Source organism: Streptomyces sp. NPDC111628 (genome assembly GCF_055635195.1).
The window spans coordinates 1,301,377-1,326,057 of record NZ_JBVKBZ010000002.1; the positions used below are offsets into that span (position 1 = coordinate 1,301,377).

Here is a 24,681-nt window from a genome sequence, read left to right on the forward strand (position 1 = left end):
AGCATGCCCCTGCACCCGGAGATCGCCGCTTTCCTCGCCGGCCTGCCGGCCCCGCCCGAGGGTCCGCCGGACCCGGTCGCGCTGCGCGCGGCGGACGAGGCCCACGTCGCTCCCGCGGACCAGCGCCTGCCGCTCCACGCGGTGGAGGACGTGACCGTGCACACCGAGTCGGGCGACGTGCCCGTACGCGTCTACACACCGGACGAGGCCGACGGCCACGGCCTGCTGGTCTACTTCCACGGTGGCGCCTTCTTCCTCGGCAGCCTGGAGACGCACGACCACGTCGCGCGTTCACTGGCGAAGGAGACCGGGCTCAAGGTCGTCTCCGTCGGCTACCGACTGGCTCCCGAGGCCGCTTTCCCGGCCGGTCTCGACGACTGCTACGCGGTGGTCCGCCGGGCCGCCGAGGAGGGTTCGGGCCTCGGCTGGGACGGTACGACGCTGGCCGTCGCCGGTGACAGCTCCGGCGGCACCTTCGCCGCCGCGGTCGCCGCCCGCGCACACGACGACGGCTTCGACCGGATCACCCACCAGATCCTCTACTACCCCTCGCTCGACCTGGACTTCGACGTCGACCGCTACGCCTCGCTGCGGGAGAACGCGGTGGGCTACGGTCTGGAGACGGCGGGGCTCAAGCCCTTCAACGCGTTCTATCTCCGCAGCGGGGCCGACCCCGCCGACCCGCTGGTCTCGCCGGTCAAGCGGGCGGACCTCACGGGTCTGCCGCCGGCGCTCGTCGTCACCGGGCAGTACGACCCGATGCGCGACGAGGGCGAGCTGTACGGCCGGCGGCTGCGCGAGGCCGGTGTCGAGGCGACGGTGAGCCGCTACGACGGCGCGGGCCACGGATTCGTCCAGCACTTCTCCTGGCTCCCGGAGTATTACCGGGTCTTCGAGGAGACCCGCGACTTCCTGGGCCGGGGGAACTAGGCGATGACACACGCAGTCGACGTCCACCCCCTCTTCTCGCCCTGGGGCCGGTTCGGTCTCTACAGCTTCTTCGTCGACGCCCCCGAGCCGGCGATCGTCGACACCGGCATCGCCACCTCCCCGGAGGAGGGGATGGTGCCCGCGCTGGAGGCGATCGGGCGCCGCGTGGAGGACGTGCGCTGGATCCTGCTGACCCACGGTCACATCGACCACGTCGGCGGGGCGCACGCCCTGTGGGAGCTGACCGGCCGCCGCGCGCAGGTGGTGATCCACGAGGACGACGCGCCGATGCTCCGCTCCCGCCGGGCCCATGTGCGGGAGTACCTCGACGGCAGGGGCCGATATCTGGACGATGCCGGGGGAGAGGCGAAGGTCACCGCCGCGACGCGGGCCGTCATCTCCGGCGAGATGGAGCCCACCCTGCTGGTCGGGGGCGGAGAGACGCTCTCCCTCGGCGGCGACGTCACCGTCACGGTGCACTCACTGCCGGGGCACACGCCCGGATCGGTCGCCTACGTCGTCGACGGTCAGCGCTCGGTGTTCACCGGTGACGCCGTCCAGGTCCACGGTGCGGCCAACGGCTTCCCGGGCTACACGGACCCGGCCGCCTACCGCGCCGGTCTGGAGCACCTGCGGGACGTGGTCCGCCCGCGCCGGCTCTACCTGGGACACCCCTACCGCCGAGCCGACGGCACGCCCTACGGCGTCGAACTGGACGAGGCGCAGGCGCAGGAGGCCCTCACCCGGAGCCTGGACATCGAGGCCCGCGTCGCCACGGCCGCCCGCGGATGCCTGGCGGCGGGCCTGCCCGAGACGGACTCGCCGTACTCCCCGTTCGCCCGCGCCGCCGAGGAACTCGGCTACACCGGCGACCCCGCACTCGAGCCGTCGCCGTTCTTCACGTCGATGCACGGCTACCGCACGCGGCACGAACAGACCTCGTAGTACAGGAGTTGCACAGTCATGACCGACCTTCACACGATCCGCGCGGGCGAGCAGTCGATCGCCGTCCGCAAGGATCTCCGCGTGCCGATGCGCGACGGCGTCACGCTGGCCGCCGACACCTACAGCGGCGTCGCCGACGGGCCGCGTCCGGCGCTGGTGGCGCTCAGCCCGTACGGGAAGGAACTGCAGGCCCTGGCCCTGACCACCCCGCCGCAGCGCCGGCCGAGCCCCATGTGGGACGGCTGCATCGAGGCGGGTGACATCGCACGCGTCGTGCGGGAGGGCTACGTCCACGTCATCGGCGACCTGCGCGGCTCCGGCGCCTCCGAGGGCGAGCACATCGGCAACTACAACGCCGGCGGTGTGCCGCTGGGCCAGGACGCGTACGACTTCGTCGAGTGGGTCGCCGCGCAGCCGTGGTGCGACGGCAACGTCGGCATGATCGGCATCTCCTACTTCGGCTCGATGCAGGTGCTGGCCGCGGCGGAACGGCCGCCGAGCCTCAAGGCGGTCTTCGTCAGCGGCGGTCACTACGACTTCTACGAGACCACCTACCACGGCGGTGTCATGTGGTTCATGCCGCGGGCCGCCCGCGAGGGCCGCGGCGGCGACTCGGGCTGGGCCTTCACCGACGGCGTCAAGTCCCGCATGCTGGAGAGCCACTCGCCCGAGGAGATCAGGAAGCGGGTCGCCGAGCGGCTGGCGGACCCGGACGTGGCCGCCTGGCCCAACCTGGTCCATGTCCTCAACTACCCCAAGAACCACGAGGCCTGGTTCGACATCGTGATGAACGAGGTCGACGGGGACTGGTACGAGGAGCGCAACCCGATCACGCTCGCGACGGACATCGACATCCCGGTCTGGCTCCAGATCGACCAGGGCCGCGGCTGGACGATGGACGGCACCATCGAGCTGTACAAGGCGTTGAAGGGCCCGAAGAAGCTGGACATCGGCCCCTACCCGCCCATGCAGTCGCGCCCCTTCGTCGAGGAGCACGACAAGATGTTCCGCTGGTACGAGTACTGGCTCAAGGGCGTCGACAACGGGATCATGGACGAGCCCGCCGTCACCGTCCACGTCGAGGGCACGCGTGAGTACGTCACCGGCACGCGGTGGCCGCCGAAGGCGGTCGAGCACCGGTCCCTGTACCTCCGCCCGCGCCGGGCGCTCTCCTTCGAACCGGAACCGATGGGCGCCGAGCACGCCGCCCCCGACGGCTTCTACCAGGCGCCGCTGACCGTGACCGACAAGGTGGAGATCCTCAGCTGGAGCACCGCTGCGTTCACCGGGCCCACCGAGATGATCGGCCAGGGCGCCGCGCACCTCTTCGCCGAGATCGACCAGCCCGACACCAACTTCATCCTGCGCCTGTGGGACGAGGCGCCGGGCGGAGAGCGGCAACTCGTCACCACCGCCTACCTCAAGGCCTCGCACCGCGAGCTGGACGAGGAGCGCACCACCGAGGGCGACCCCCACCACCCGCACACCCGCGCGGTGCCCGTGGAGCCGGGCCGGATCGAGGAGTACGTACTGCGCGTCTACCCGTTCGCGGCGACCTTCCTGCCGGGGCACCGGCTGGTCGCGGAACTCTCCAACGACGAGCCGCTCGCCGACGCGCACAACGCGCTCCTGCCGCCGGACGCCTTCCACCTGCCGGTGGGCCGTCCGGTGACCCACAAGATCTACCGCGACGCGGCGCACCCGTCCCGGCTCGTGCTGCCCTTCACGGCGGGACCGGCGACCGCATAGTGCCGGACGCCGTCCGCACCCCGCCGCTCCGCCCCGGGCCACAGGCAGTCCAGGACCGAGGCGGACGGCGGGAAGAGCGCCGACGGCACCGACTCGCGGGCGAACCACTCCCAGCGCTCGATCTTGTCGGGCTCGGTGACCCGGGGCGCGCCGGCCGCCCGTTCGGTGACGGCCGCCGCCGTCACCCGGGTCAGCCCGCCCACGCCGTCGACGAGCACGGCCAGCACCCGCACCTCCGCGGGGGCCGCGACGAGCCCGGTCTCCTCCGCCAACTCCCGGGCGGCGGCCGTCTCGAAGTCCTCGCCCGCGTCGACCTTGCCGCCGGGCAGCTCCCAGCGTCCGTCGTGACCGAGCCCCAGCAGCACCCGCCCGGCGGGGTCGAGGACGGCGAGGCCGACACCGGTGAGGCTCTGGGCGGTGGGGCGGGCGCGTTCGGGGCGCTCGGCGCCCGGTGCGGAAGGGTTCACGGGCTCATTCCACACCGTGGCGGCTCCCGGCGGCCTTGGGGGGCAGCACGGCGGCCGCGTCGTGGAACGCGCGGCGCAGGGCGACGATTCCGTCGCCCGTCCTCGTCGGGTGCACCCGGTTGGTGAGCAGCACGGCGTACCGTCGCGTGGCCGGGTCGACCCAGAGGCTGGTGCCGGTGAAGCCCGTGTGGCCGTATGAGTCCGGGCCGAACACCTCCCCGGCGGGGGAGCCGACCGGGTCGCGGCCCTGCCAGGCCAGAGCGCGCCGCAGCGCCAGGTGGTCCGTGTGGGGGGCCGTCATCAGGGCGAAGGTCCCGGGCCGCAGCAGATCCCGGCCGTCGGCGGCGAGGGCGGCGCCGAGCCGTTCCATGTCCGCGAGGGTGGAGAACAGGCCCGCGTGCCCGCCGGCCGCGCCGAGCACCACCGCGTTCTCGTCGTGGACCTCGCCCACCACCCGGCGGCCGCGCCAGGGGCAGTCCTCGGTGGCCACCGCCCGCGCCCGGCGCCCGGCGTCCGGCCGGAAGACGGTGTCGCGCAGGCCGAGCGGCGCGCACACCAGCCGCTCCACCAGTGCGTCCAGGGGCTCCCCGGCCGCCGCCTCGGCGATCAGGCCGAGGACGATGAAGCCCTGCGAGGAGTACTGGACGCGGGTGCCCGGCTTCGCGGTCAACGGCAGCAGACGCACCGCCTCCAGCAGCGCCGCGCGGGTGGGATGGTCCCGGTACAGCGGTACCTGCCCCGGTATCCCCGAGGTGTGCGTGAGGAGTTGACGTACGGTCAGCTCCGCCTTGTCGCCGCCCCGGTGGTCCGGGAGGTACGCGCCCACGGTGTCGTCGAGGCCGAGCGCGCCGCGTTCGACGAGCGCCATGACCACGAGCCCGGCGATCGGCTTGGTGACCGAGGCGAGGTCCCACACGTCGTCGCCGTCCAGCGGTGGCCCGTCCCAGCTGCGGGTGCCGGTCCAGCCCCGGTCCAGTGGTCCGTCCGGACCTCCGACGGACCAGGCGGCACCGGAGTGGACGCGTTGCTCCCGTCCCTCGGCGAGGAGTTCGGCCAGGGCGCTCATGCCTCCTCACCGCCACCGGTCGCGTCCACCACGCCGAGTACGGGGGTGCGCGCGCCGAGCCCGGCGGACACCGTGCGCGCGGCGGCCCGCACCATCGGCCCGAACACCTCCACACTGCCGGGGTCGAGGGTGAAGGTCAGTCCGGCGATGCCGAGGGCACCCACGGCCCGGCCCTCCGCGTCCAGCACGGGAGCCGCCACCGACCGCACGTCCGGCTCGTCGTACTCGTCGTCCACGGCGTAGCCGCACAGCGCGGCCTGCGCGAGCACCGCCCGCAGCGCGGCGGGGTCGGTGGGGGTGCTCGGCGTGCGCGCCTCCAGGTCCGGTGCGTCCAGGACCGCCTCCGTCTCCCCGGCGGGCAGCGCGGAGAGCATGGCGAGCCCGACGCCGCAGGTGTGGAGCGGCGACCGGTGGCCGGGCCGGGTGCCCATCCGGTACTCACGGGCCGGCTCCGACTGCTCCAGGTACACGGCGTCCGACGCGTGGCGCACCGCGTAGAACGCGACGTGGCCGGTGCGCCGGCGCAGGTCGGCGAGGGCGGGCCTGGTCAGCTCCAGCACCCGGCTGTCGCTCAGGGCCGCCGCCGCCAGGCCCAGCAGCCGGGGCCCCGGACGGTAGCTGCCGCCCTCGGCGGGCTCGGCGAAGCCGTACTCCGCCATGGTCCGCAGGTGCCGGTGGACGGTCGGCTTGGTCAGTCCTGTGCGGCGTGCGATCTCTCCCAGCCGGTGAGGGCCACCGGGCTGGACGAGCGCATCGAGCACCTCCATCGCCTTGTCGACGGGGCCCTTCACGAGTTCCTGGTCGACCGACCGGGTGTTGACCGCTTTCACCATGTCGCTTAGCTTAACCCAACCGCATTCCATCTAACGGAACGGAGGTGTTGTTCAATGGAACGAATTCTTCAGGGGCGCACGGTGGACCGCAGCCGTCCCAGCCGACGCCAGGTCCTGCGGACCGGTGGTCTGCTGCTCGGAGCGCTCAGTGCTCCCGCGCTCCTGAGCGCGTGCGGCACGACCGCCGCCGCGGACCGGGCCGGCAACGTCCTGCGGGTCTCCCAGACGGGCGACCCGAAGACGCTGGACCCGCAGAAGCAGGGCGACATGGTGTCCATGAACGTCCTGATCAACATGTTCGACACCCTCACCACCCGCGGCCGGGACAACCGGCTGCACCCGAGGCTCGCCCTCTCCTGGAAGGCCACCGACGCGCGCACCTGGCGCTTCGTCCTCCGCCCCGGGGTGACCTTCCACAACGGCGAGGTGTGCGACGCGCGCGCCGTGGCCTTCAGCATCGAGCGACTGCTCGACCCGGCGACCAAGTCACCGATCGTCGAACTGCGCTTCGTCAAGGGCGTCACCGTCGTCGACCGGCTCACCGTCGACATCCACACCACCGTGCACGACCCCATCCTGCCCGCCAAGCTCTCCCTGTTCGGCGGCGTCGTCGTACCGCCCCGCCACCTCGCCGACGTGGGCGACGCGGCCTTCGCCGACCACCCCGTCGGCACCGGCCCCTTCACCTTCACGAGCTGGCAGCGCGACCACGAACTGCGGATGCGGGCCTACGACGACCACTGGAACGGACGCCCGGCCGTCGACGGGCTCGTCTTCAGCCCCGCCCCCAACGCCTCGTCCTCCCTGGCCGCCCTGCAGAGCGGCGGCGTCGACCTCGTCGCCGGACTCACCCCGGACGCCGCCCAGCAACTCGACGGCTACGGCGGCATCAGCATCGACGGCTACACGGGGATCCGCACCGCCTACCTGTCCCTGAACACCCTGGAGAACGGCCCGCTCCAGGACCGCCGGGTACGCCAGGCGCTCAACCACGCGATCGACGTTCCGCTGCTCATCAAGGCCGTGCTCGGCGGCAAGGCCACCGAGACGCCCGCACTCGTCCCGCGCGGCTCCTTCGGCTTCGACCCCACCGTCAAGCCCTTCACCCGCTCCGTCGACACCGCGCGGCGGCTGCTCGCCGAGGCCGGTCACCCGCACGGCTTCTCCACCACGCTCACCGCCTCCAACGTCGACGCCAACGTCGCCGAGGCCCTGTCCGGACTCCTCGCCAGGGCCGGGGTGGACGCCCGCGTCAACCTGCTCGACCCCGGCACCTACTCGGCCCGCCTCACCTCCGACAACCGCGGTGCGCTCGGCCCGATCTACCTCGCGGCCAGCACCGTCTGGACGATGGACGGCGCGAGCATCGTCCAGTCCAACGTGCGCAGCGACCGCCGCCAGAGCCGCTGGCACTCCGCCGAGGCCGACCGCCTCATCGACGCCGAGGAACTCTCCGAGGATCCCCGCAGGCGCGAAGAGGCCTTCTCGGACCTGCAACGGCTGATGCGCCGGGAAGCACCCTTCGTCTTCCTCTACCAGATCGACAACATCATCGCCCGCAACGACCGGCCCCGCTGGACGCCGGGAGCCGCGGGTGTCCTCTCGATGGAGAGCGCGGAGGTGTCCCGATGAGCGCCCTCACCCTCGACAAACCGCCCACCCCGGCGGCCGCCCCGACCCGCCGCACGGACCGGACGGGCCTGCTGCGAGGGGTGCTCAAGCGCCTGCTCACCGCCCTGTTCGTGCTGTTCTGCACGGCGACCGTCGCCTTCTTCCTCGTCCGCCTGTCCGGCGACCCGGTGAAGATCCTGCTGCCGCCGGACGCGACGGCCGAACAGGAACAGGTGCTGCGCCACTCCCTGGGCCTGGACCAGTCCCTGTTCGCCCAGTACCTCGACTACCTCTGGGGGCTGCTCCACCTCGACTTCGGCGACTCCCTCGTCTACGGCCAGCCCGTGAGCGAGATCCTCGCCGACCGGCTGCCCGCCACGATCGAACTGGCCGCCGCCGCGCTCGCGGTGACCCTCGTCGTCGCGATCCCGGCGGGCATCGTCGCGGCCATGCGCCGCGGCCGGGGCACCGACAACACCGTGATGACCGGCGTCCTGCTCGGCCAGTCCACCCCGCCGTTCTGGGTCGGCATCCTGCTCATCCTGGTCTTCGCCGTCTGGCTGCGCGCCCTGCCCGCCTCCGGCTACGGCACCCTCGCCAACCTGGTCCTGCCCGCCGTCACCCTCGCCGTGTACTCCGTCGCCGTCGTCGCCCGCCTGCTGCGCTCCTCACTGATCGACGTCCTGTCCTCCGACCACATCCGCAGCGCCCGGGCCAAGGGATTCGGGCCGCTGAAGGTGGTGCTCAGGCACGGACTGCGCAACGCCTCGCTGCCGGTGGTCACCGTCGTCGGCCTGGAGGTCGGCAACCTGCTCGGCGGGGCGATCCTCACCGAACGGGTCTTCTCCTGGCCGGGAGTGGGCCAGCTGACCATCGAGGCGATCTCCAACCGCGACTTCCCGCTCGTCCAGGCCACCGTCCTGTTCTTCGCCGCCACCTTCGTCGTGGTGAACCTGCTCGTCGACCTCTCCTACAGCTTCCTCGACCCGAGGGTGAGGACGTCCCGATGACCGTCATGTCACCGGCCGCGACCGACGTGACCCCGGACAAGAAGCCGTCCGGCGGCTCCGGATCCGTCGTCCTGCGCGGCCTGCTGCGCAACAAGCTCGCCGTACTGGCCCTCGCCGTGCTCGTACTGCTGCTGTTCGCCGCCCTGTTCGCCCCCCTGATCGCCCCCTACGACCCCAACGCGCAGAACCTCCTGCTGCGGCTGCGACCCCCCGCCTGGCAGGACGGCGGCAGCGGCGCCCACCTCCTCGGCACCGACCAGCTCGGCCGCGACATGCTCTCCCGCGTCATCCACGGCGCCCGGGTCTCCCTGCTCGTGGGCGCCGGCGCCGCACTCCTCGCCGGCGTCATCGGTACGGTCGTGGGCCTCGCCTCCGGATACTTCGGCGGCTGGGCCGACCGCACCCTCATGCGGCTCGCCGACGTCCAGCTCGCCTTCCCCTCCCTGCTGCTGGCCCTCGCCATCGTCGGCTTCCTCGGCTCCGGCCTGTGGGTCGTGATCGTGGTGCTCGGCTTCACCGGCTGGGTCTCCTACGCCCGCGTCGTGCGCTCCGAGGTGATGTCGCTGCGCACCCGCGACTTCGTCACCGAGGCCCGCGCGATCGGCGTCACCGACGTCACCATCATGCGCCGCCACCTGCTGCCCAACGTGATGGCGCCGCTGGCCACCATCGGCACCCTGCACGTCGCCGCCGCCATCGTCGCCGAGGCCTCCCTCAGCTACCTCGGCCTGGGCGTCCCCAAGGAGACGGTCACCTGGGGCGGCATGCTCGCCGACGGCCAGCTCTACCTGGGCACCTCCTGGTGGGTCGCCGTCTTCCCCGGCATCGCGCTGATGCTGACCTCCCTCGCCATCAACATCACCGGCGACGCCCTGCGGGACGTCGCGGACCCGAAGGCCTACCGCCGATGACCAACGACCGACCGACAACCGGCCCCGGCCGGCCCCCGGGCGACGCGCCCCGGCGGCCCGCCGACCAGCAACCGCTCCTGGAGATCGACGGCCTCAGCGTCGACTTCCGCCTGGAGGGCTCCGTCGTCCACGCCGTCCGGGACGTCTCCCTCCACGTCCGCGCCGGCGAGACCCTCGCCGTGGTGGGGGAGTCCGGCAGCGGCAAGAGCGCCACCGCGCTCTCCGTCCTGCGTCTCAACCCGAGCCCGCCGTGCGTCTACGCGAGCGGCGAGATCCGCTTCGACGGACGCGACCTGCTGCGCCTGTCCGAGAAGGAACTCGGCCGGGTCCGGGGCAGCGACATCGCCATGGTCTTCCAGGACCCGATGACCTGCCTCGACCCGCTCCAGCGCGTCGGCGCCCAGGTCGCCGAGGTGCTCAGGCACCACACCGGCATGTCCCGCGCCGAGGCGAAGGTGGCCGCGCTGGCGGCCCTCGACGAGGTCGGCATCCCCGACCCGGCCCTGCGCTACCGCCAGTACCCGCACGAACTCTCCGGCGGTCTGCGCCAGCGCGTGATGATCGCGACGGCGCTGGTGGCCCGCCCCCGCGTCCTCATCGCCGACGAGCCGACCACCGCCCTGGACGTCACCGTGCAGCGCCAGATCCTCGACCTCCTGGTCACTCTCCAGCGCAAGCACGACATGGCCGTCGTGCTGATCACCCACGACCTCGCGGTCGTCGCGGAGACCGCCGACCGGGTCGTGGTCATGAACCAGGGCAAGGTCGTCGAGACCGGCGACGTCCTCGACGTGTTCGACCGCCCGGCCGACGACTACACCCGCAGGCTTCTGGCGGCCACCCCGCGACTGGAGGCGGCATGAGCACCGACGCGACCGACACCCCCGCCCCCGCCGCCGTGCCCACCTCCGCCGGTCCGCTCCTCGAACTGGACGGCCTGCGCAAGGAGTTCGGCGGCCGGCGCCCGAACGTCGCCGTCGACGACGTGTCGCTCGAAGTCCGCGAGGGCGAGACCGTGGCCCTGGTCGGCGAGTCCGGCTGCGGCAAGACCACCCTCACCCGGCTGCTCCTCGGCCTCCTCGAACCCACCGCCGGAAGCGTGCGCTTCGACGGACAGGACCTCGCCACCCTCACCGCCTCCCAGCTGCGCGGCGTACGACGGCAGATGCAGGTCGTCCTCCAGGACCCCTACTCCAGCATGAACCCGCGCATGCGCATCACCGACATCGTCGCCGAACCGCTGGTCACCCACGACCCCGAGGCACGCGGACGGCGCGCACGGGCCCGCAACCGGGAACGGGTCGGGGAACTCCTGGAGGCCGTCGGCCTGGACGCCGGCATCCAGGACCGCTACCCGCACGAGTTCTCCGGCGGCCAGCGCCAGCGCGTCTCGATCGCGCGGGCCCTGGCGCTCCACCCCCGGCTGCTGGTGCTCGACGAGCCGACCAGCGCCCTGGACGTCTCCGTGCAGGCGACCGTCCTCGACCTCCTGGCGGACCTGCAACGGCGGCTGGGCCTCACCTACGTCTTCGTCTCGCACAACCTCGCCGTGGTGGCGCAGGTGGCCGACCGGGTCGCGGTGATGAGCCGGGGGAGCCTGGTCGAGGTCGGCGAGGCGGCGGCGGTGCTGCGCACCCCGCGCCACCCCTACACGCGGCAGCTCCTCGACGCCGTACCGGTCCTCGACCCGCGCCGGGGCCGACGGGCCGCGGCACGCGCGACCGCCCCGACGGACGAACCCACGGACGCACCGACGGACGAAGCGACGGACGAAGCGAGCCGATGAACCGCCCCACCCTAGAGGTGCGACAGCACCAGACCCGCCCCGCCCAGAAGCGCCACGTCGTCGACCGCGGCGGTGCCGACCAGCACCCGCGGCTGCTCGGCCCCCGCGAAGGCGACCGCGTCCCGCAGCCGCTCCTCCACCACGGTACGGAAGCGCTCACCGCCCTCACGGGCCTCACCGTGCAGGATGAACAGGCCCGGCGCGAAGAGCTGTTGCACGTTCACCAGCCCCAGGGCGAGGTTGTGCGCGTACTCCTCCACCACCCGCCCGGCGAGCGGGTCCCCGCTGCCGACCAGCTCGGCCAGCGACACCGCCGCCCCGAGCCCCGCGGCACGCGCCCCGGCCCGCAGCCAGCCGGTCGTGGCCAGGGTCTTCCAGCAGCCCCGGTTCCCGCAGGTGCAGCGCTCGCCGCTGGCCGACACGGTCATGTGCGCGCCACTGCGCCCGCCGGGCGGAGCCATCACCTCACCGTCGTAGAGGACACCCACCCCGAGGACCTCGCCGGTCGAGACCGAGGCGAAGGTGCGCCGCCCGCGGCCCGCGCCGAACCAGCGGTCGCCGAGCACCTGGAGCCGCGCCCGGTGCTCCACCCGGACCCCGACGCCGGTGAGGGCGCCCAGCCGTTCCGTCACCGGAAAGCCGTGCAACGCCGGCACGTCGTTGACCTCCAGGATCAGTCCCGTGCGGGGGTCCACCAGCCCCGCGGCGGCCACGCCGATCCCCTGGACCTCGTGGGCGGCGAAGACACCGGCCACCCCGGCCAGTGCCCCGTCGATGTCCGCGGGGGTCGCGGTGGCCGCGTCGTACGACGCCTCGGTGCGGGCGAGCACCCGGCCGGCCATGGACAGCACGGCCGCCGTGACCCGGCCGGGCACCAGCTCGACGGCACCCAGCCGCCGGGGTGCCGCGGGAGTGGCCGGTTGCCGCGCGGCCTCGGGGACCAGTCGCAACGGAGAACTTTCGTGGACCATGCGCCGACTCTGCCATGGCCGTGTTTGGGAGAGGTAGCACTGTGAGCCAATCGAGACTGACCGAACTCACCTGGCGGGAGGTGCGCCGGGCCGGCGAGCAGGGCATCGCCCTGCTGCCCATCGGCTCCCAGGAGCAGCACGCCGCGCACCTGCCGATGGGGACCGACACCCTCCTGGTGGAGGAGGTCGTGGACCGGGCGCTGGCCCTCCTCGACCACGAGACCCCCGCGTCCCCCGAGCTCCCCGCTTCCCAGGTCGTGCGGCTGCCCGCGCTGCCCTTCGGGCACAGCCCGCACCACCTGTTCGCGGCGGCCGTCTCGCTCTCCGCGGCGACCCTGGGCGCCGTGCTCGACGACGTCCTCGACTCGCTCGTGACCAGCGGCTACCGCCGGATCATGGTCGTCAACGGCCACGGCGGCAACGACGAGATCATGCGGCTCGCGGTGAAGCGGTTCGCGCTGCGCGCCCGGGTCACGGTCGCCGCCTGCTCGTACTGGACCCTCACCGCGGGCGAGGACGAGGCCGGACGGCCGGACGTCACCCCGGGGCACGCCGGATGGTTCGAGACGTCCCTCATGCTCGCCGCCCGTCCCGCCCTGGTGCGCACTCCGGTGCCCGCCCGCACCCCCGTCGAACCACCACCGCTGTTCGACCACCCGCCCCACCCCGGCCTGACCGTCGAGCGGCACGGCGAGTGGGAGCGGGTCGACGGCTCCACCGACGACGCCTCCGGCGCCGACGCCGACCGGGGCGGCCGGCTCCTGGACGACCGGGCGCGGGGACTGGCCCGCGCGATCCGGGCCTTCGACGCGGCGAGCCGGTGACCCCCATGATGCGAGGAGAAGAAATGAAGATCACCGACGTCGACGTGTGGGTCGTCAACCTCCCACTCGTCAACCCCTTCACCAGTTCCTTCGAGACCAAGACCGGGGAGACCCGCACCGTCGTGCGGGTGCGCACCGACGCCGGCGTCGAGGGCTGGGGCGAGACGATGTGGGGCGCGCCGGTCGCCGCGATCGTGCGCCGGATGGTGCCGGACCTGATCGGGACCAGCCCGTTCGCGCTGGAGGGCTTCCACCGCAAGCAGCACATGGTGCCCTTCTTCTACGGCTACCTCGGCTACGCGGCGATCGCCGCCGTCGACGTCGCCTGCTGGGACGCGATGGGCAGGGCCACCGGCCAGTCCGTGACCGACCTGCTGGGCGGCGCCGTCCGCGACGAGGTGCCGATCACCGCGCTGATCACTCGCGCCGACGCGCCGGGAGCGACCCCGGCCGACCTGCCGAAGGCCATGGCCGAGCACGCGGTGCGGGTCGTCGAGGAGGGCGGTTTCGACGCCGTCAAGCTCAAGGGCACCAAGGACTGCGCGGGCGACGTCGCCATCCTGCGCGCGGTCCGCGAGGCGCTGCCCGGCGTGAACCTGCGGGTCGACCCGAACGCCGCCTGGTCGGTCCCCGACTCGGTCCGGGCCGGTATCGCCCTGGAGGAACTGGACCTGGAGTACCTGGAGGACCCCTGCGTCGGCATCGAGGGCATGGCCCAGGTGAAGGCGAAGGTACGCATTCCGCTGTGCACCAACATGTGCGTCGTCCGCTTCGAGGACTTCGCCCCGGCGATGCGCCTGAACGCGGTCGACGTCATCCACGGTGACGTCTACAAGTGGGGCGGCATCGCCGCGACCAAGGCGCTCGCCGCGCACTGCGAGACCTTCGGCCTGGGCATGAACCTGCACAGCGGCGGCGAACTCGGCATCGCCACGGCCGCGCACCTCGCCGTCGTGTCGAGCACGCCCGTCCTGTCGCGGGCCATCGACAGCATGTACTACCTGCACGCGGACGACATCATCGAGCCGCTGCACCTGGCGAACGGCCGGCTGCGGGTGCCCTCGGGACCGGGCCTGGGCGTGAGCGTGGACGAGGACAAGCTCCGCCACTACGCGGGCGTCAACGAACGGGACGGTGACCTGACCGGATGAGCGAGCCGAACGGCAAGCAGGCGGTGCACACGGACGGGGCGCCCCGTCCCGCGGGCGCCTACTCCCAGGGGCTGGTGGCGGGCGGGTTCCTGTTCACGGCCGGTTTCGGCCCCCAGGACCCGGCCACCGGCGCCGTACCGGAGGGCGTCGGAGCGCAGACCGTGCAGGTGCTGCGCAACGTCGCAGCGGTCCTGGCCGCGCGGGGCCTGTCCCTGCGGGACGTCGTGAAGGTCACGGCGCACCTCCAGCACCTGCGGCGGGACTTCGCCGCCTACGACGCGGCCTACCGCGAGTTCTTCGAGGAACCCTGCCCGGTGCGCACCACGGTCGGGTCCGACCTGATGGACATCCTCGTGGAGATCGACGTGGTGGCCCTGCTGCCGGGCCCGGGCCCGGACCTGCCCGGGTGATCCGTCGGTGCTCGCCGGTCCCGCCGGGGCCGGCGGGCACCGCAGTCGTACGCTGATCAGCACCGACCGACATCGTGTGGGAGTCGAACGTCATGCCCCTGCTGGAGCCCAAGCCGGAAACCCTCCGTCCCGGCACGCACCGTGCCGCGTCCGCCGACCGGGTGCCCGACGCCGGGGCCACGGGTACCCCCGAGCCGCTGCGGGCCGGCCTGACCGCTCTGCTGGGCCCCGACAAGGTCCGGTGGAAGGTCTCCGACCTGGTGAAGTACGCCTCCGACGCGAGCCCGTACCGGTTCGTGCCGCAGGTCGTCGTCCTTCCCGAGAACATCGAGGACGTGGCCGCGGTGCTGGCGTACGCGCGCGACCACGGCCGCCAGGTCGTCTTCCGCGCCGCCGGCACCAGCCTCAACGGCCAGGCCCAGGGTGAGGACATCCTGGTCGACGTGCGGCGGCACTTCACGGGCATCGAGGTCCTGGACGGCGGCGCGCGGGCCCGCATCCGGCCCGGCACCACGGTCATGCGGGCCAACGCCACCCTCGCCCGGTACGGCAGGATCCTGGGGCCCGACCCGGCCAGCGCCATCGCCTGCACCGTCGGCGGGGTGGTCGCCAACAACGCCTCCGGCATGACCGCGGGCACCACCCGCAACTCGTACCGCACCCTCGCCTCACTGACCTTCGTGCTGCCCGGCGGCACCGTCGTCGACACGGCCGACCCGCACGCGGACGAGACGCTGGCGCGGACCGAGCCGGAGTTGTGCGAGGGGCTGCTGGCGCTGAAGGCGGAGATCGAGGCGGACCGGGAGCTCACCGCCCGCATCCGGGCCAAGTACGAGATCAAGAACACCAACGGCTACCGGCTGGACGCCTTCCTGGACGGCGCGACGCCGGTGCAGATCCTGCGCGGGCTCATGGTCGGCTCCGAGGGCACCTTCGGCTTCATCTCCGACGTCGTCTTCGACACCCTGCCGCTGGACCGCAGGGTCTCCAGCGGCCTGCTCTTCTTCCCCTCGCTGACCGCCGCCGCGGCGGCCGTACCCCTGTTCAACGAGGCCGGGGCCCTCGCCGTCGAGCTGATGGACGGCAACACGCTGCGCGCGTCGGTGAGCGTGCAGGGCGTACCGGCCGACTGGGCCGGTCTGCCACGCCGGACGGCGGCGCTGCTGGTGGAGTTCCGGGCGCCCGACGAGGCGGGGCAGGCGGCCTTCGAGCGGGCGGCGGCCCAGGTGGTGGAGCGCCTCCAACTCGTCGCACCGGTCGCCTCGGTGACCAACGAGTTCACCCGCGACGCCAAGGTCGTCTCCGGCTACTGGAAGGCCCGCAAGGCCTTCGTCACGGCCGTCGGCGGCTCCCGCCCGGCGGGCACCACCCTGATCACGGAGGACTTCGCGGTCCCGCCGTCCCGGCTGGCCGACGCCTGCGAGGCGCTGCTCGGCCTCCAGGCGGAACACGGCTTCGACGCCGCCGTCGCCGGTCATGCCGCCCACGGCAACCTGCACTTCCTGCTCGCCTTCGACGCGGCACAGGCCTCCGACGTCGACCGGTACGCCGCGTTCATGGACGACTTCTGCCGGATGACCGTGGAGCGTTTCGACGGGTCGCTGAAGGCGGAGCACGCCACCGGACGCAACATCGCCCCCTTCCTGGAGCTCGAATGGGGGCCCCGGGCCACCGAGTTGATGTGGCGGCTCAAGCGGCTGATCGACCCCGAGGGCGTGCTGGCGCCCCGGGTCGTCCTCGACCGGGACCCGAGGGCCCATCTGCGCGGACTGAAGACGATCCCCGGGATCGAGCCGGTCGCCGACCCCTGCATCGAGTGCGGCTTCTGCGAACCCACCTGCCCCAGCCACGACCTGACGACGACTCCGCGCCAACGCATCGTGCTGCGCAGGGAGATGCTGCGACAGCCGGACGGCTCGCCGGTGGAGGAGCAACTCCTCGCCTCCTACGGCTACGACGCCGTCGACACCTGCGCGGGTGACTCCACCTGCGCGATCGCCTGTCCGGTCGGCATCGACACCGGCGCCCTGATGAAGGACTTCCGCCACCGCAGGCACTCGCCGCGCGAGGAGCGGATCGCCGCACTCACCGCCAGGCGGTTCAAGACCGTCGAGGCGTCGGCCCGCCTGGCGGTCGGCGCGGCCGAGAGGATCAGCGACCGGCTGCTGGAGGCCGCCACCAACCTCGCCCGCAAAGCCGTACGCCCCGATCTGGTGCCCGAGTGGCTGCCCCAGATCCCGGGCGCCGCCGCCCGCACCGCGCCGCCCACCTCCCGGGCGGGAGCGAGCGCCGTCTACTACCCGGCCTGCGTCAACCGGATCTTCGCCGGCCCCGACGGCGACGGCGCCCCCTCGCTCCAGCAGGCCATGGTCGACGTCTCGGCCCGCGCCGGCCGGCCGGTGTGGATCCCGGACGACGTGGCGGGCACCTGCTGCTCGACGATCTGGCACTCCAAGGGCTACGAGGAGGGCAACACCGTGATGGCCAACCGCGTCGTCGAGGCCGCCTGGGCCTGGACCGACGGCGGACGGCTCCCGCTCGTCGTCGACGCCTCCTCCTGCACGCTCGGCATCCAGCACGACGTCGTCCCCCACCTCACCCCGGCCAACCGGGAACTGCACGCACGCCTGAAGGTGGTCGACTCCGTCGTGTGGGCCGCCGAGGAGCTCCTGCCGCGGCTGACGATCCGCCGTACGACCGGTTCGGCCGTGCTGCACCCGACCTGCTCGATGCAGCACCTGGGCGACGTCGACCGGCTCCGCGCGGTCGCCGAGGCGGTCGCCGACGAGGTCGTCGTCCCGGACGACGCCGGGTGCTGCGCCTTCGCCGGGGACCGGGGCATGCTGCACAAGGAGCTGACGGCGTCGGCGACGGCGAAGGAGGCCGCGGAGGTGACCTCGCGCGCCTACGACGCCCACCTGTCCGCCAACCGCATGTGCGAGATCGGCATGGACCGCGCGACCGGCCGTACGTACCACTCGGTCCTCATCGAGCTGGACCGGGCGACCCGACCGGACCGGCCGGCCGGTACCTAGGACGTGCGGCGTGCCTGGTACACCGAGTCGTAGATCGGGAAGACGTGCCGCAGGCCGGTCAGGGCGAAGAGCTGCTTGGTGTTGGCGTCCGTGATGACGAGCTTCAGCTCGCCGTGCACCGACTGGACCCGTTTGAGGGCGCCGACCAGCACGCCCAGGCCCATGGAGTCGATGAACGCCACCGCGCGCAGGTCGACGACGAACCGCCGGTGACCGTCCGCGAGTCGCTCGATCATGTACTGCTTGATCGTGGGCACGGTGTACACGTCCACCTCTCCGCGGATCTCCACGATGGTCCAGTCCCCGACGGCGCTGTGGTTGATCTCGATGGGAGGTTCCATACGTACTCAACGGCATGCCGTGGGCAGAGGTGGTGCCGCACATTCGTTCTGCATATGCGTGCGGGCGTCAGGGCCTCGGGACCGACCGGTCCAGCTCGGCGAGCGCCGTCCTCAGCTCGGTGCGCCGCTTGATGCCGAGCTTGGTGAAGACCTTGCGCAGGTGGTACTCGGCGGTGTGCGCGCTGATGAACAACCGGGCACCGATGTCCCGGTTCGTCAGCCCCTCGCGCGCGAGCCGGGCCACATTGAGTTCCTGGTTGGTCAGCTGCGCCGCCGACCCCCGCACCGGCACGCGCAGGGTCTCCCCGCTCGCCCGCAGCTGCTCCGCCGCGCGCCGGGCGAAGCCGTCCAGGCCGCACTCCGTGAGCACCGTGTGCGCGGACCGCAGGTGCTCGCGCGCCTCGGCATGCAGGCCCCGCCGGCCCAGTGACTCGCCGTACAGCAGGTGGCAGCGGCCGACCATGACCGGGATCCGCTCGCAGGTGAAGCGTTCGATCGCGTCCTCGTAGAGCGCCCCGGCCGCGTCGCCCTCCCGCAGCTGCGCCTCCGCCATGGCCAGGACGGCGGACGCCCAGTTCGTCCCCACCGGCCGGGTGACGCCCGCCAGCTTCTCGAACGCGTGCTCCGCGAGCGAGGTGTCTCCGGTGTGCGTGGCCGCCTCCACGAGTTCGAGCAGGGTGCGCATCGCATGGTTCAGTTCGTGCGTGTACGGCAGTTCACGGCTGCCGGAGGCCACCGCCTCGGTGAACCGCCCCAGCCCGTTGTAGAGGATGGCCTCCGAGAAGTTGACCGCGCTCAGCCCGTACCCCTCGCCCCGGGCGTGCGCGTCGGTGCGGATCCGCGCCGCCCAGCGCTCCGCCTCCTCGGCGTGTCCACGGTAGGCGGCGAGGAAGAGCCGGCCGTACTGCGGCAGCGGATTGCCGGTGACGTCCTTGATGGCGTCGATCTCGTCGCAGGAGGCCTCGGCCGCGTCCAGGTCGCCGTCGACCGTCTGCGCCAGCATCAGCAGGCTCAGCGCGATCGGCAGCACCGTCACGATGCCGCCCGCGCGGGCCAGCTCCACCTGCCGGTCGGCGAGGGCGCGCAGCGCGTGGGCGTCCCACAGATCCTGGGCCGCGCGCGAGGCGAACCACATCCAGTGCGCGCCGAGCGAGTCGGGGGCCTGGTCGAGGAAGGCGCGCTGCGCCCGGCGCAGGGTGTCGAGCGCCGCCTCCTGCCCCTTGGCGGCGAGCAGCGCCTGGCCGCGCAGGATCAGGTCGCGCGCGCTCTTGGACTCCTCGGCGTCGGTCGCCTCCAGGATGGCGTTCGACACGGCGGCCACCTGCTCGGCGTCACCGAGCCGGCCGCCGTAGATCGCGGCCGCCAGCGCCTCGATGTAGGTGTCACGGGCGAGGGCCCGGTCCAGACCCTCCAGCCCCTGCGCCGCCGCGAGGAGGAGCGGCGCCCCGCTGCTGTCGCGGCGCAGCGCGTATCCGGCGCGGGCGCGCAGCCGGGCCACCAGCGCCTCCTGCAACGCGGTCAGGGGGAGGCCCCGGGCGGTGTCGAGCAGGCGCAGGGCCGCCGCGGGTGCCCCCGCGTCGTGCTTCGCCCCGGCCGCCGCGATCAGCCGCCGGCCGCGGTCGACGGGCGCGGGCGTCAGTTCCGCGGCCCGCTCCAGGAACGCGCCCGCGGCGGCCGCCCCGCCCCGGGTGCGGGCCCGCACCGCGGAGCGCTCGAGGTCCGCGGCGACCTCCTCGTCCGGGCGCAGCGTCGCGCCGGCCAGATGCCACGCCCGGCGGTCGGGGTCCTGGTCGGCGCCGGTGACGTCCGCCAGAGCGGCGTGGACCCGCCGCCGCTCCTCCGGGGACGCGGCCCGGTACACCGCGGAGCGCACGAGGGGGTGGCGGAAGCCGACGCGGGTACCGACGACGAGCGCGTCGGCGTCCTTGGCGGCGTCGAAGGCGTCAGGTCCCAGTCCCAGTGCCGCGCTCGCCCGCCACAGCAGCCCGGGATCGCCGGTCGGATCCGCGGCGGCCAGCAGCAGGAGCAGGCGTGCGGCTGGGGGCAGCGGCTCGAGCTGCACGAGCAGGCTCTGCTCGATGCGGTGCTCCAGCGGCATCGAACCGGTCAGCGCGAACCCGCCGGCGATCTCGGCCGGGCTCAGCGCCCGGGGGAGTTCCCGCAGCGCCAGGGGGTTGCCCCGCGCCTCGGCGATCAGCTGGTCGCGCACCCGCCGGTCGAGACCGCCGGGAGCCGACAGGCGCAGGAGATCGGACGCGTCACCGTGCGCCAGCCCTTCGACGACCAGCTGGGGCAGTCCCGCGAACACCTCGTCGACCCGTCGCATGGAGAGCACGAGGACGACACCCTCCGCGTCCAGACGCCGGGCGGCGAACGCGACCGCGCGCGCCGACGCCTCGTCCAGCCATTGCGCGTCGTCGACCACACAGAGCAGCGCCTGGTCGCCCGCCGTCTCCGTGAGCAGCCCGAGCAGCGCGAGCCCCACCAGGAACGGGCTGGGCGCGGAGGCCGGGCGCAGACCGAACGCGGCCTCGATCGCCTCGCGCTGCGGGGCGGGCAGCACACCCGCCGAGCCCATCATGTGCCCGCACAGCTGGTGCAGACCGGCGTAGGCCAGCTCCATCTCGGACTGCTGCGCGACGATGCGTTCGACGCGGGCATGGTCCGCGGCGCGGGCCGCCATCACGTCCAGGAGCGCGGTCTTGCCGACGCCCGCCTCCCCGGAGACCACCAGCGCGCCGCTGCGGCCCGCGCGGGCCCGGCTCACCAGCGCGTCCAGCTCCGCCGACTCGCGTCGCCGGCCGCGCAACGGAGTGGGGTGGGCCACGGTGTCCGCCTTCGCCGTCGAGTGCCGACATATGAGGTCTCAGACATCAAATCCTATCGAAGGCTCGCGGGGCGCATCGGCGTCCGCGCGCTCCCCGGCCACGCACCCGTGACCGGACACTACGCGCACGGCTACGGCTTCCCCGGGGCGCGATCGGACACCCCCGGGCGCGACGTTGGAGTCAGCCGCCCTTCCGGGGCGGCCGAACCACCGAGAGGAGCCGGCCGTGAACCACCGACTGACCCAAACCGGGCGTGACCCGGAGGCGCTCCGTTCCCCGGCCGGCCCGGGGAGCGACGCGCTGGGTGAGGCCGTGTCGGTGTTCACCCGGGCCAGGCCCCAACTCCTGAAGGTCGCCGGCCGTATCCTCGGCGACGCGGAGGAGGCCGAGGACGTCCTGCAGGAGACCTGGGTCCGCTGGCAGGGAACCGACCGAACGGTCGTCCTCAACCCGTCCGCGCTGCTGCGGACCACGACCGTGCGGCTGGCCGTCAACGTTCTCCAGTCCGCCCGCAGGCGCCGGGAATCCAGCGCCGGCCCCTGGCTGCCCGAACCGGCGGACGACCGGACGACCCCGGAGGCGATGGCCGAACGCCAGGACACCGTCGAGCGGGCCGTCTACCTGCTGCTGGAGACGCTGACTCCGAGACAGCGCACGGCCTACGTCCTGCGGGAAGGGTTCGGCTACCCCTACGCCCGGATCGCCGAGCTGCTCGGCATCAGCGTCGTCAACGCCAGGCAGCAGGTCAGCCGCGCCCAGGACCGCCTCGACGCGGACCGCCGCAAGCGGCCGGTGGACTCCGTCGAGCACCGCCGGCTCGTCCAGGCGTTCCTCGGGGCGGCCCGGTTCGGTGACCTCGCACGACTGGAAGACGTCCTCACGGACGGAGGGCAGCCGTCGTCCTCCGTGGCACCCGGTGCGCACCCGACGGCCCCGTGCACACCCTGACAAGCCCGGATTCAGCCGGATGACGGCTTGATATGCTCGCCGTGTGCGGTGCTCATGGTGAGTGAGGCTCGGCTCAGGCGGTTGCGCGGCCGGCGCGGCGAGTTGGAGACGCTCGATCGGCTCGCGGCCGATGTGGAGTCCGGACAGAGCGCGGCACTGGTGCTGCGGGGCGAGGCAGGCATCGGGAAGACCGCACTTCTGGACCACCTCGCGGACCGGGCCGCCGGCCACCGCGTGGCCCGGGCGACGGGCGCCGAGTCCGAGATGGAGCTGCCCTTCGCGGGCCTGCACCAACTGTGCGCCGCCTTCCTGGGCCGGATCGACCGCCTTCCGAAGCCGCAGGGCGAGGCCGTCGCCACGGCGTTCGGACTGAGTGCCGGACCCCCGCCGGACCGCTTCCTGGTCGGCCTCGCGGTGCTCAGCCTGCTGGCCGACGCGGCCGCCGAGCAGCCGCTGTTCTGTCTTGTGGACGACGCCCAGTGGCTCGACCGGGCCTCCGCGCAGACTCTGGCCTTCGTCGCGCGGCGGATGTACGCCGAACCGCTCGCGCTGGTCTTCGCCTCGCGGGAACCGAGGGGCCGGGGTGACCTGGCGGGCCTGCCCGAACTCGCCGTCGAAGGCCTGGGCGACGCCGACGCCCGCGCGCTCCTGGACTCGGCGGTGCGCGGTTCCATGGACGAGCGGGTCCGCGACCGCATCCTCGGCGAGGCGCGCGGCAACCCCCTCGCCCTGCTGGAACTGCCCCACGGCCTGGTCGCGACCGGGCCGGTCGACGGGTTCGGGCTGCCCGACCCCGGACCGGTGCCCGGGCGCATCGAACGCAGCTTCCTCGGGCGGGTCACGTCCCTTCCGCCCGCGACACGGCGGCTGCTGCTGACCGCCGCCGCCGAACCGATCGGTGACGTGACGCTGCTCTGGCGCGCGGTGGACCGGCTCGGCATCGATCCCGGCGCGGCCGGCCCCGCCGTAGCCGCCGAACTGATCGACATCGGCGCCCTGGTCCGGTTCCGGCACCCCCTCCTGCGCTCGGCCGTCTACCGGTCCGCCGGGCTCGCGGAGCGGCGCGAGGCCCACCGGGTGCTGGCGGAGGTGACCGACCCCGTCCGCGACCCCGACCGCCGAGCCTGGCACCTGGCGCGCGCGACGATGCGGCCGGACGAGGCGATCGCCGCCGAACTGGAGTCGTCGGCGGGGCGGGCGCGGGCGCGCGGCGGCGCGGCGGCCGAGGCGGCCTTCCTCGCGCGCGCGGCCGTGCTCACCCCCGAGCCGCGGCGCAAGGCCGTACGCGCCGTCACCGCCGCCGAGGCGAAACTGCGGGCCGGAGCCCCGGCGGACGCCCGCGACCTGCTGGCCGTCGCCGAACGGGAAACGCTGGACGAGCTCACCGACGCGCGCGTGGACCTCCTCCACGCCCGGACCGCCTTCGCGTCGAGCGGGGGCGGGGGAGCCGCCCCCCTGCTGCTGGCCGCCGCGGAGCGCCTCGTGCCGCTCGACGCCGGGCTCGCCCGCGCGACCTTCCTGGACGCCCTCTCCGCGGCGATGTTCGCCGGCCGCCTCGCCGGTGACTGCGACGCGCGGAAGGTCGCCCGCACCGCGCGCGAGGCCCTGCCCGCGGCGCGGCCCCGGGACGCCGCCGGACTGCTGCTGGACGCCCTGATGCTCCGGTTCGCGGCCGGATACGGCGACGCCGTCCCGGCCGCGCACGAAGCGGTGCGGGCGCTGCGCGCGAGCGACGACGCGGAGGAGGTGCTGCGCCGGTCGTGGCTCACGTCGGCGCTCGCCGCCGAGACCTGGGACGACGAGGGCTGGGAGGCACTGGCCGCACGCCACGTGCGGACCGCCCGCGCCGTCGGAGCGCTGAGTGAACTGCCCCTCGCACTCAACTCGCAGGTCGTCGTGCACACCTGCTTCGGGGACCTGGACGCGGCGGCCTCGCTCGTCGCGGAGATCCCGGCGGTGCAGGACGCGGCGGGAGGCAGCCTCACGCCCTACGGCGCGCTGGTGCTCGCCGCCCTGCGGGACGGCGGGGACGCGGCGGACGCGCTGATCAGGGAGGGCCTGGAGGGGGCCGTCACGCGCGGTGAGGGGATCGGTGTCGCCATCGCACAGCGGGCCAGGGCCCTGCTCTGCAACGGCCGGAGCGAATACGAACGGGCGTTCGAGGCGGCGCGTCGGGCGAGCGAGTACCCGGACGACCTGGTCGCGGGCAACTGGGGCCTGACCGAGCTGGTCGAGGCCGCGGCCCGCACCGGCGACCGCGAGGCGGCCGGCGCCGCGCTGGACCGGCTTGCCGCGACGACCCGCGCCGCCGGCACCGACTGGGCCCTGGGTGTCCAGGCCCGCTCCCGTGCCCTGCTCGCCGAGGGAGACGCCGCCGAGGAGCTGTACCGCGAGGCGATCGAGCGGCTCGGCCGCACCCGCGTACGGGTGGAGCTGGCTCGGGCGCACCTGCTGTACGGCGAGTGGCTGCGCCGGGAGAACCGCCGCGCCTACGCCCGCGAGCAGCTGAAGCGGGCCCACGGCATGTTCACCCGGATCGGCGCCGCCGTCTTCACCGAACGCACCCTGCGCGAGCTGAAGGCCACCGGCGAAACGGTGGCCAGGCGGCGCACCGCTGCCACGCCCGAGGCGCTCACCGCTCAGGAGGCGCAGATCGCCCGGCTGGCCCGGGACGGGTACACCAACGCCGAGATCGGGGCCCAGCTGTTCCTCAGCCCGCACACCGTGGAATGGCACCTGCGCAAGGTGTTCGCCAAGCTCGGCATCACCTCCCGCCGCCAGCTGCGCACCACCCTCACCGACAGACCCGCGACCACCGCTCCCGCTTAGGGGGTGTCGTTTGGATCTTGCCGGGGTCGCGGGGTC

20 protein-coding genes are annotated in these 24,681 nt (G+C 73.5%); 14 read left to right on the plus strand and 6 right to left on the minus strand.

Annotated features, from left to right (window positions below; genetic code table 11):
- Positions 1 to 3 precede the first annotated feature (3 nt).
- Genes ACZ7MF_RS13580 through ACZ7MF_RS13590 form a run of 3 tightly spaced genes read left to right on the plus strand, consistent with a single transcriptional unit; the run spans position 4 to position 3,624 of the window.
- A complete protein-coding gene (locus ACZ7MF_RS13580; protein WP_471476789.1) occupies positions 4 to 930 on the plus strand; it encodes an alpha/beta hydrolase in 927 nt (308 codons plus the stop codon).
- Positions 931 to 933: 3 nt separating this feature from the next.
- Entirely contained in the window at positions 934 to 1,875 is a 942-nt protein-coding gene (locus ACZ7MF_RS13585) for an MBL fold metallo-hydrolase (protein ID WP_471476791.1), read from the plus strand.
- A gap of 18 nt (positions 1,876 to 1,893) precedes the next feature.
- Positions 1,894 to 3,624 carry a CocE/NonD family hydrolase gene (locus ACZ7MF_RS13590; RefSeq protein ID WP_471476793.1) on the plus strand — a complete coding sequence of 577 codons (1,731 nt, stop codon included), beginning with the start codon at positions 1,894 to 1,896 and terminating at the stop codon, positions 3,622 to 3,624.
- Here ACZ7MF_RS13590 and ACZ7MF_RS13595 read toward each other — a convergent pair.
- The 3 genes from ACZ7MF_RS13595 to ACZ7MF_RS13605 are packed head-to-tail and all read right to left on the minus strand — an operon-like array spanning position 3,558 to position 5,990.
- A complete protein-coding gene (locus ACZ7MF_RS13595; protein ID WP_471476794.1) occupies positions 3,558 to 4,091 on the minus strand; it encodes a nucleotide triphosphate diphosphatase NUDT15 in 534 nt (177 codons plus the stop codon). The two genes, ACZ7MF_RS13590 and ACZ7MF_RS13595, sit on opposite strands and share 67 nt — an antisense overlap.
- Positions 4,092 to 4,095: 4 nt before the next feature.
- Positions 4,096 to 5,157 (minus strand): serine hydrolase domain-containing protein, encoded by a 1,062-nt coding sequence (locus ACZ7MF_RS13600; protein WP_471476796.1) that lies wholly within the window; start codon positions 5,155 to 5,157, stop codon positions 4,096 to 4,098.
- Positions 5,154 to 5,990: an IclR family transcriptional regulator gene (locus tag ACZ7MF_RS13605; protein ID WP_471476798.1), complete on the minus strand. Its 837-nt coding sequence runs from the start codon at positions 5,988 to 5,990 to the stop codon at positions 5,154 to 5,156. The genes ACZ7MF_RS13600 and ACZ7MF_RS13605 overlap by 4 nt, the downstream gene beginning before the upstream one ends.
- Positions 5,991 to 6,044: 54 nt before the next feature.
- Between ACZ7MF_RS13605 and ACZ7MF_RS13610 the strand changes: the two genes are divergently transcribed.
- Genes ACZ7MF_RS13610 through ACZ7MF_RS13630 form a run of 5 tightly spaced genes read left to right on the plus strand, consistent with a single transcriptional unit; the run spans position 6,045 to position 11,308 of the window.
- On the plus strand, positions 6,045 to 7,622 hold the full coding sequence (locus tag ACZ7MF_RS13610) for an ABC transporter substrate-binding protein (RefSeq protein ID WP_471476800.1): 1,578 nt from the start codon (positions 6,045 to 6,047) through the stop codon (positions 7,620 to 7,622).
- The gene (locus ACZ7MF_RS13615; RefSeq protein WP_356857413.1) at positions 7,619 to 8,611 is read left to right on the plus strand and encodes an ABC transporter permease; all 993 of its coding nucleotides are present in this window, start codon (positions 7,619 to 7,621) and stop codon (positions 8,609 to 8,611) included. The genes ACZ7MF_RS13610 and ACZ7MF_RS13615 overlap by 4 nt, the downstream gene beginning before the upstream one ends.
- On the plus strand, positions 8,608 to 9,522 hold the full coding sequence (locus ACZ7MF_RS13620; RefSeq protein ID WP_471476802.1) for an ABC transporter permease: 915 nt from the start codon (positions 8,608 to 8,610) through the stop codon (positions 9,520 to 9,522). The genes ACZ7MF_RS13615 and ACZ7MF_RS13620 overlap by 4 nt, the downstream gene beginning before the upstream one ends.
- Positions 9,519 to 10,385 carry an ATP-binding cassette domain-containing protein gene (locus tag ACZ7MF_RS13625; protein WP_471476804.1) on the plus strand — a complete coding sequence of 289 codons (867 nt, stop codon included), beginning with the start codon at positions 9,519 to 9,521 and terminating at the stop codon, positions 10,383 to 10,385. Before ACZ7MF_RS13620 ends, ACZ7MF_RS13625 begins: the two co-directional genes overlap by 4 nt.
- Positions 10,382 to 11,308 carry an ATP-binding cassette domain-containing protein gene (locus ACZ7MF_RS13630; protein ID WP_471476806.1) on the plus strand — a complete coding sequence of 309 codons (927 nt, stop codon included), beginning with the start codon at positions 10,382 to 10,384 and terminating at the stop codon, positions 11,306 to 11,308. The genes ACZ7MF_RS13625 and ACZ7MF_RS13630 overlap by 4 nt, the downstream gene beginning before the upstream one ends.
- Before the next feature lie 11 nt (positions 11,309 to 11,319).
- On the opposite strand, the gene ACZ7MF_RS13635 is transcribed toward ACZ7MF_RS13630, so the two are convergent.
- Positions 11,320 to 12,258 carry an ROK family protein gene (locus ACZ7MF_RS13635; RefSeq protein WP_471477233.1) on the minus strand — a complete coding sequence of 313 codons (939 nt, stop codon included), beginning with the start codon at positions 12,256 to 12,258 and terminating at the stop codon, positions 11,320 to 11,322.
- 62 nt (positions 12,259 to 12,320) lie between these two features.
- Between ACZ7MF_RS13635 and ACZ7MF_RS13640 the strand changes: the two genes are divergently transcribed.
- The 4 genes from ACZ7MF_RS13640 (at position 12,321) to ACZ7MF_RS13655 (ending at position 17,699) form a co-directional block, all read left to right on the plus strand.
- Positions 12,321 to 13,103, plus strand: a complete 783-nt coding sequence (locus tag ACZ7MF_RS13640) for a creatininase family protein (protein WP_471476808.1) — start codon at positions 12,321 to 12,323, stop codon at positions 13,101 to 13,103.
- Positions 13,104 to 13,126: 23 nt separating this feature from the next.
- Positions 13,127 to 14,254 carry a mandelate racemase/muconate lactonizing enzyme family protein gene (locus ACZ7MF_RS13645; protein WP_471476810.1) on the plus strand — a complete coding sequence of 376 codons (1,128 nt, stop codon included), beginning with the start codon at positions 13,127 to 13,129 and terminating at the stop codon, positions 14,252 to 14,254.
- A complete protein-coding gene (locus tag ACZ7MF_RS13650; protein ID WP_471476812.1) occupies positions 14,251 to 14,664 on the plus strand; it encodes a RidA family protein in 414 nt (137 codons plus the stop codon). Before ACZ7MF_RS13645 ends, ACZ7MF_RS13650 begins: the two co-directional genes overlap by 4 nt.
- A gap of 92 nt (positions 14,665 to 14,756) precedes the next feature.
- Positions 14,757 to 17,699 (plus strand): FAD-binding and (Fe-S)-binding domain-containing protein, encoded by a 2,943-nt coding sequence (locus tag ACZ7MF_RS13655; protein WP_471476813.1) that lies wholly within the window; start codon positions 14,757 to 14,759, stop codon positions 17,697 to 17,699.
- Here ACZ7MF_RS13655 and ACZ7MF_RS13660 read toward each other — a convergent pair.
- The gene (locus ACZ7MF_RS13660) at positions 17,696 to 18,040 is read right to left on the minus strand and encodes an STAS domain-containing protein (protein ID WP_361009065.1); all 345 of its coding nucleotides are present in this window, start codon (positions 18,038 to 18,040) and stop codon (positions 17,696 to 17,698) included. The two genes, ACZ7MF_RS13655 and ACZ7MF_RS13660, sit on opposite strands and share 4 nt — an antisense overlap.
- Positions 18,041 to 18,107: 67 nt before the next feature.
- The gene (locus ACZ7MF_RS13665; protein WP_471476816.1) at positions 18,108 to 20,867 is read right to left on the minus strand and encodes an AAA family ATPase; all 2,760 of its coding nucleotides are present in this window, start codon (positions 20,865 to 20,867) and stop codon (positions 18,108 to 18,110) included.
- Positions 20,868 to 21,093: 226 nt separating this feature from the next.
- On the opposite strand from ACZ7MF_RS13665, the gene ACZ7MF_RS13670 reads away from it, so the two are divergent.
- Both ACZ7MF_RS13670 and ACZ7MF_RS13675 read left to right on the plus strand, forming a co-directional pair.
- A complete protein-coding gene (locus tag ACZ7MF_RS13670; protein ID WP_471476818.1) occupies positions 21,094 to 21,816 on the plus strand; it encodes a sigma-70 family RNA polymerase sigma factor in 723 nt (240 codons plus the stop codon).
- A 54-nt stretch (positions 21,817 to 21,870) separates the two neighbouring features.
- Positions 21,871 to 24,645: a helix-turn-helix transcriptional regulator gene (locus ACZ7MF_RS13675; RefSeq protein ID WP_471476820.1), complete on the plus strand. Its 2,775-nt coding sequence runs from the start codon at positions 21,871 to 21,873 to the stop codon at positions 24,643 to 24,645.
- Positions 24,646 to 24,681 lie beyond the last annotated feature (36 nt).

Bases quoted from the DNA above. Each gene is read 5' to 3' on its own strand.
- ACZ7MF_RS13580 (WP_471476789.1), top strand. From the start codon at position 4: ATGCCCCTGCACCCGGAGATCGCCGCTTTCCTCGCCGGCCTGCCGGCC.
- ACZ7MF_RS13585 (WP_471476791.1), top strand. From the start codon at position 934: ATGACACACGCAGTCGACGTCCACCCCCTCTTCTCGCCCTGGGGCCGG.
- ACZ7MF_RS13590 (WP_471476793.1), top strand. From the start codon at position 1,894: ATGACCGACCTTCACACGATCCGCGCGGGCGAGCAGTCGATCGCCGTC.
- ACZ7MF_RS13600 (WP_471476796.1), bottom strand. From the start codon at position 5,157: ATGAGCGCCCTGGCCGAACTCCTCGCCGAGGGACGGGAGCAACGCGTC.
- ACZ7MF_RS13605 (WP_471476798.1), bottom strand. From the start codon at position 5,990: ATGGTGAAAGCGGTCAACACCCGGTCGGTCGACCAGGAACTCGTGAAG.
- ACZ7MF_RS13610 (WP_471476800.1), top strand. From the start codon at position 6,045: ATGGAACGAATTCTTCAGGGGCGCACGGTGGACCGCAGCCGTCCCAGC.
- ACZ7MF_RS13615 (WP_356857413.1), top strand. From the start codon at position 7,619: ATGAGCGCCCTCACCCTCGACAAACCGCCCACCCCGGCGGCCGCCCCG.
- ACZ7MF_RS13620 (WP_471476802.1), top strand. From the start codon at position 8,608: ATGACCGTCATGTCACCGGCCGCGACCGACGTGACCCCGGACAAGAAG.
- ACZ7MF_RS13625 (WP_471476804.1), top strand. From the start codon at position 9,519: ATGACCAACGACCGACCGACAACCGGCCCCGGCCGGCCCCCGGGCGAC.
- ACZ7MF_RS13630 (WP_471476806.1), top strand. From the start codon at position 10,382: ATGAGCACCGACGCGACCGACACCCCCGCCCCCGCCGCCGTGCCCACC.
- ACZ7MF_RS13645 (WP_471476810.1), top strand. From the start codon at position 13,127: ATGAAGATCACCGACGTCGACGTGTGGGTCGTCAACCTCCCACTCGTC.
- ACZ7MF_RS13650 (WP_471476812.1), top strand. From the start codon at position 14,251: ATGAGCGAGCCGAACGGCAAGCAGGCGGTGCACACGGACGGGGCGCCC.
- ACZ7MF_RS13655 (WP_471476813.1), top strand. From the start codon at position 14,757: ATGCCCCTGCTGGAGCCCAAGCCGGAAACCCTCCGTCCCGGCACGCAC.
- ACZ7MF_RS13660 (WP_361009065.1), bottom strand. From the start codon at position 18,040: ATGGAACCTCCCATCGAGATCAACCACAGCGCCGTCGGGGACTGGACC.
- ACZ7MF_RS13675 (WP_471476820.1), top strand. From the start codon at position 21,871: ATGGTGAGTGAGGCTCGGCTCAGGCGGTTGCGCGGCCGGCGCGGCGAG.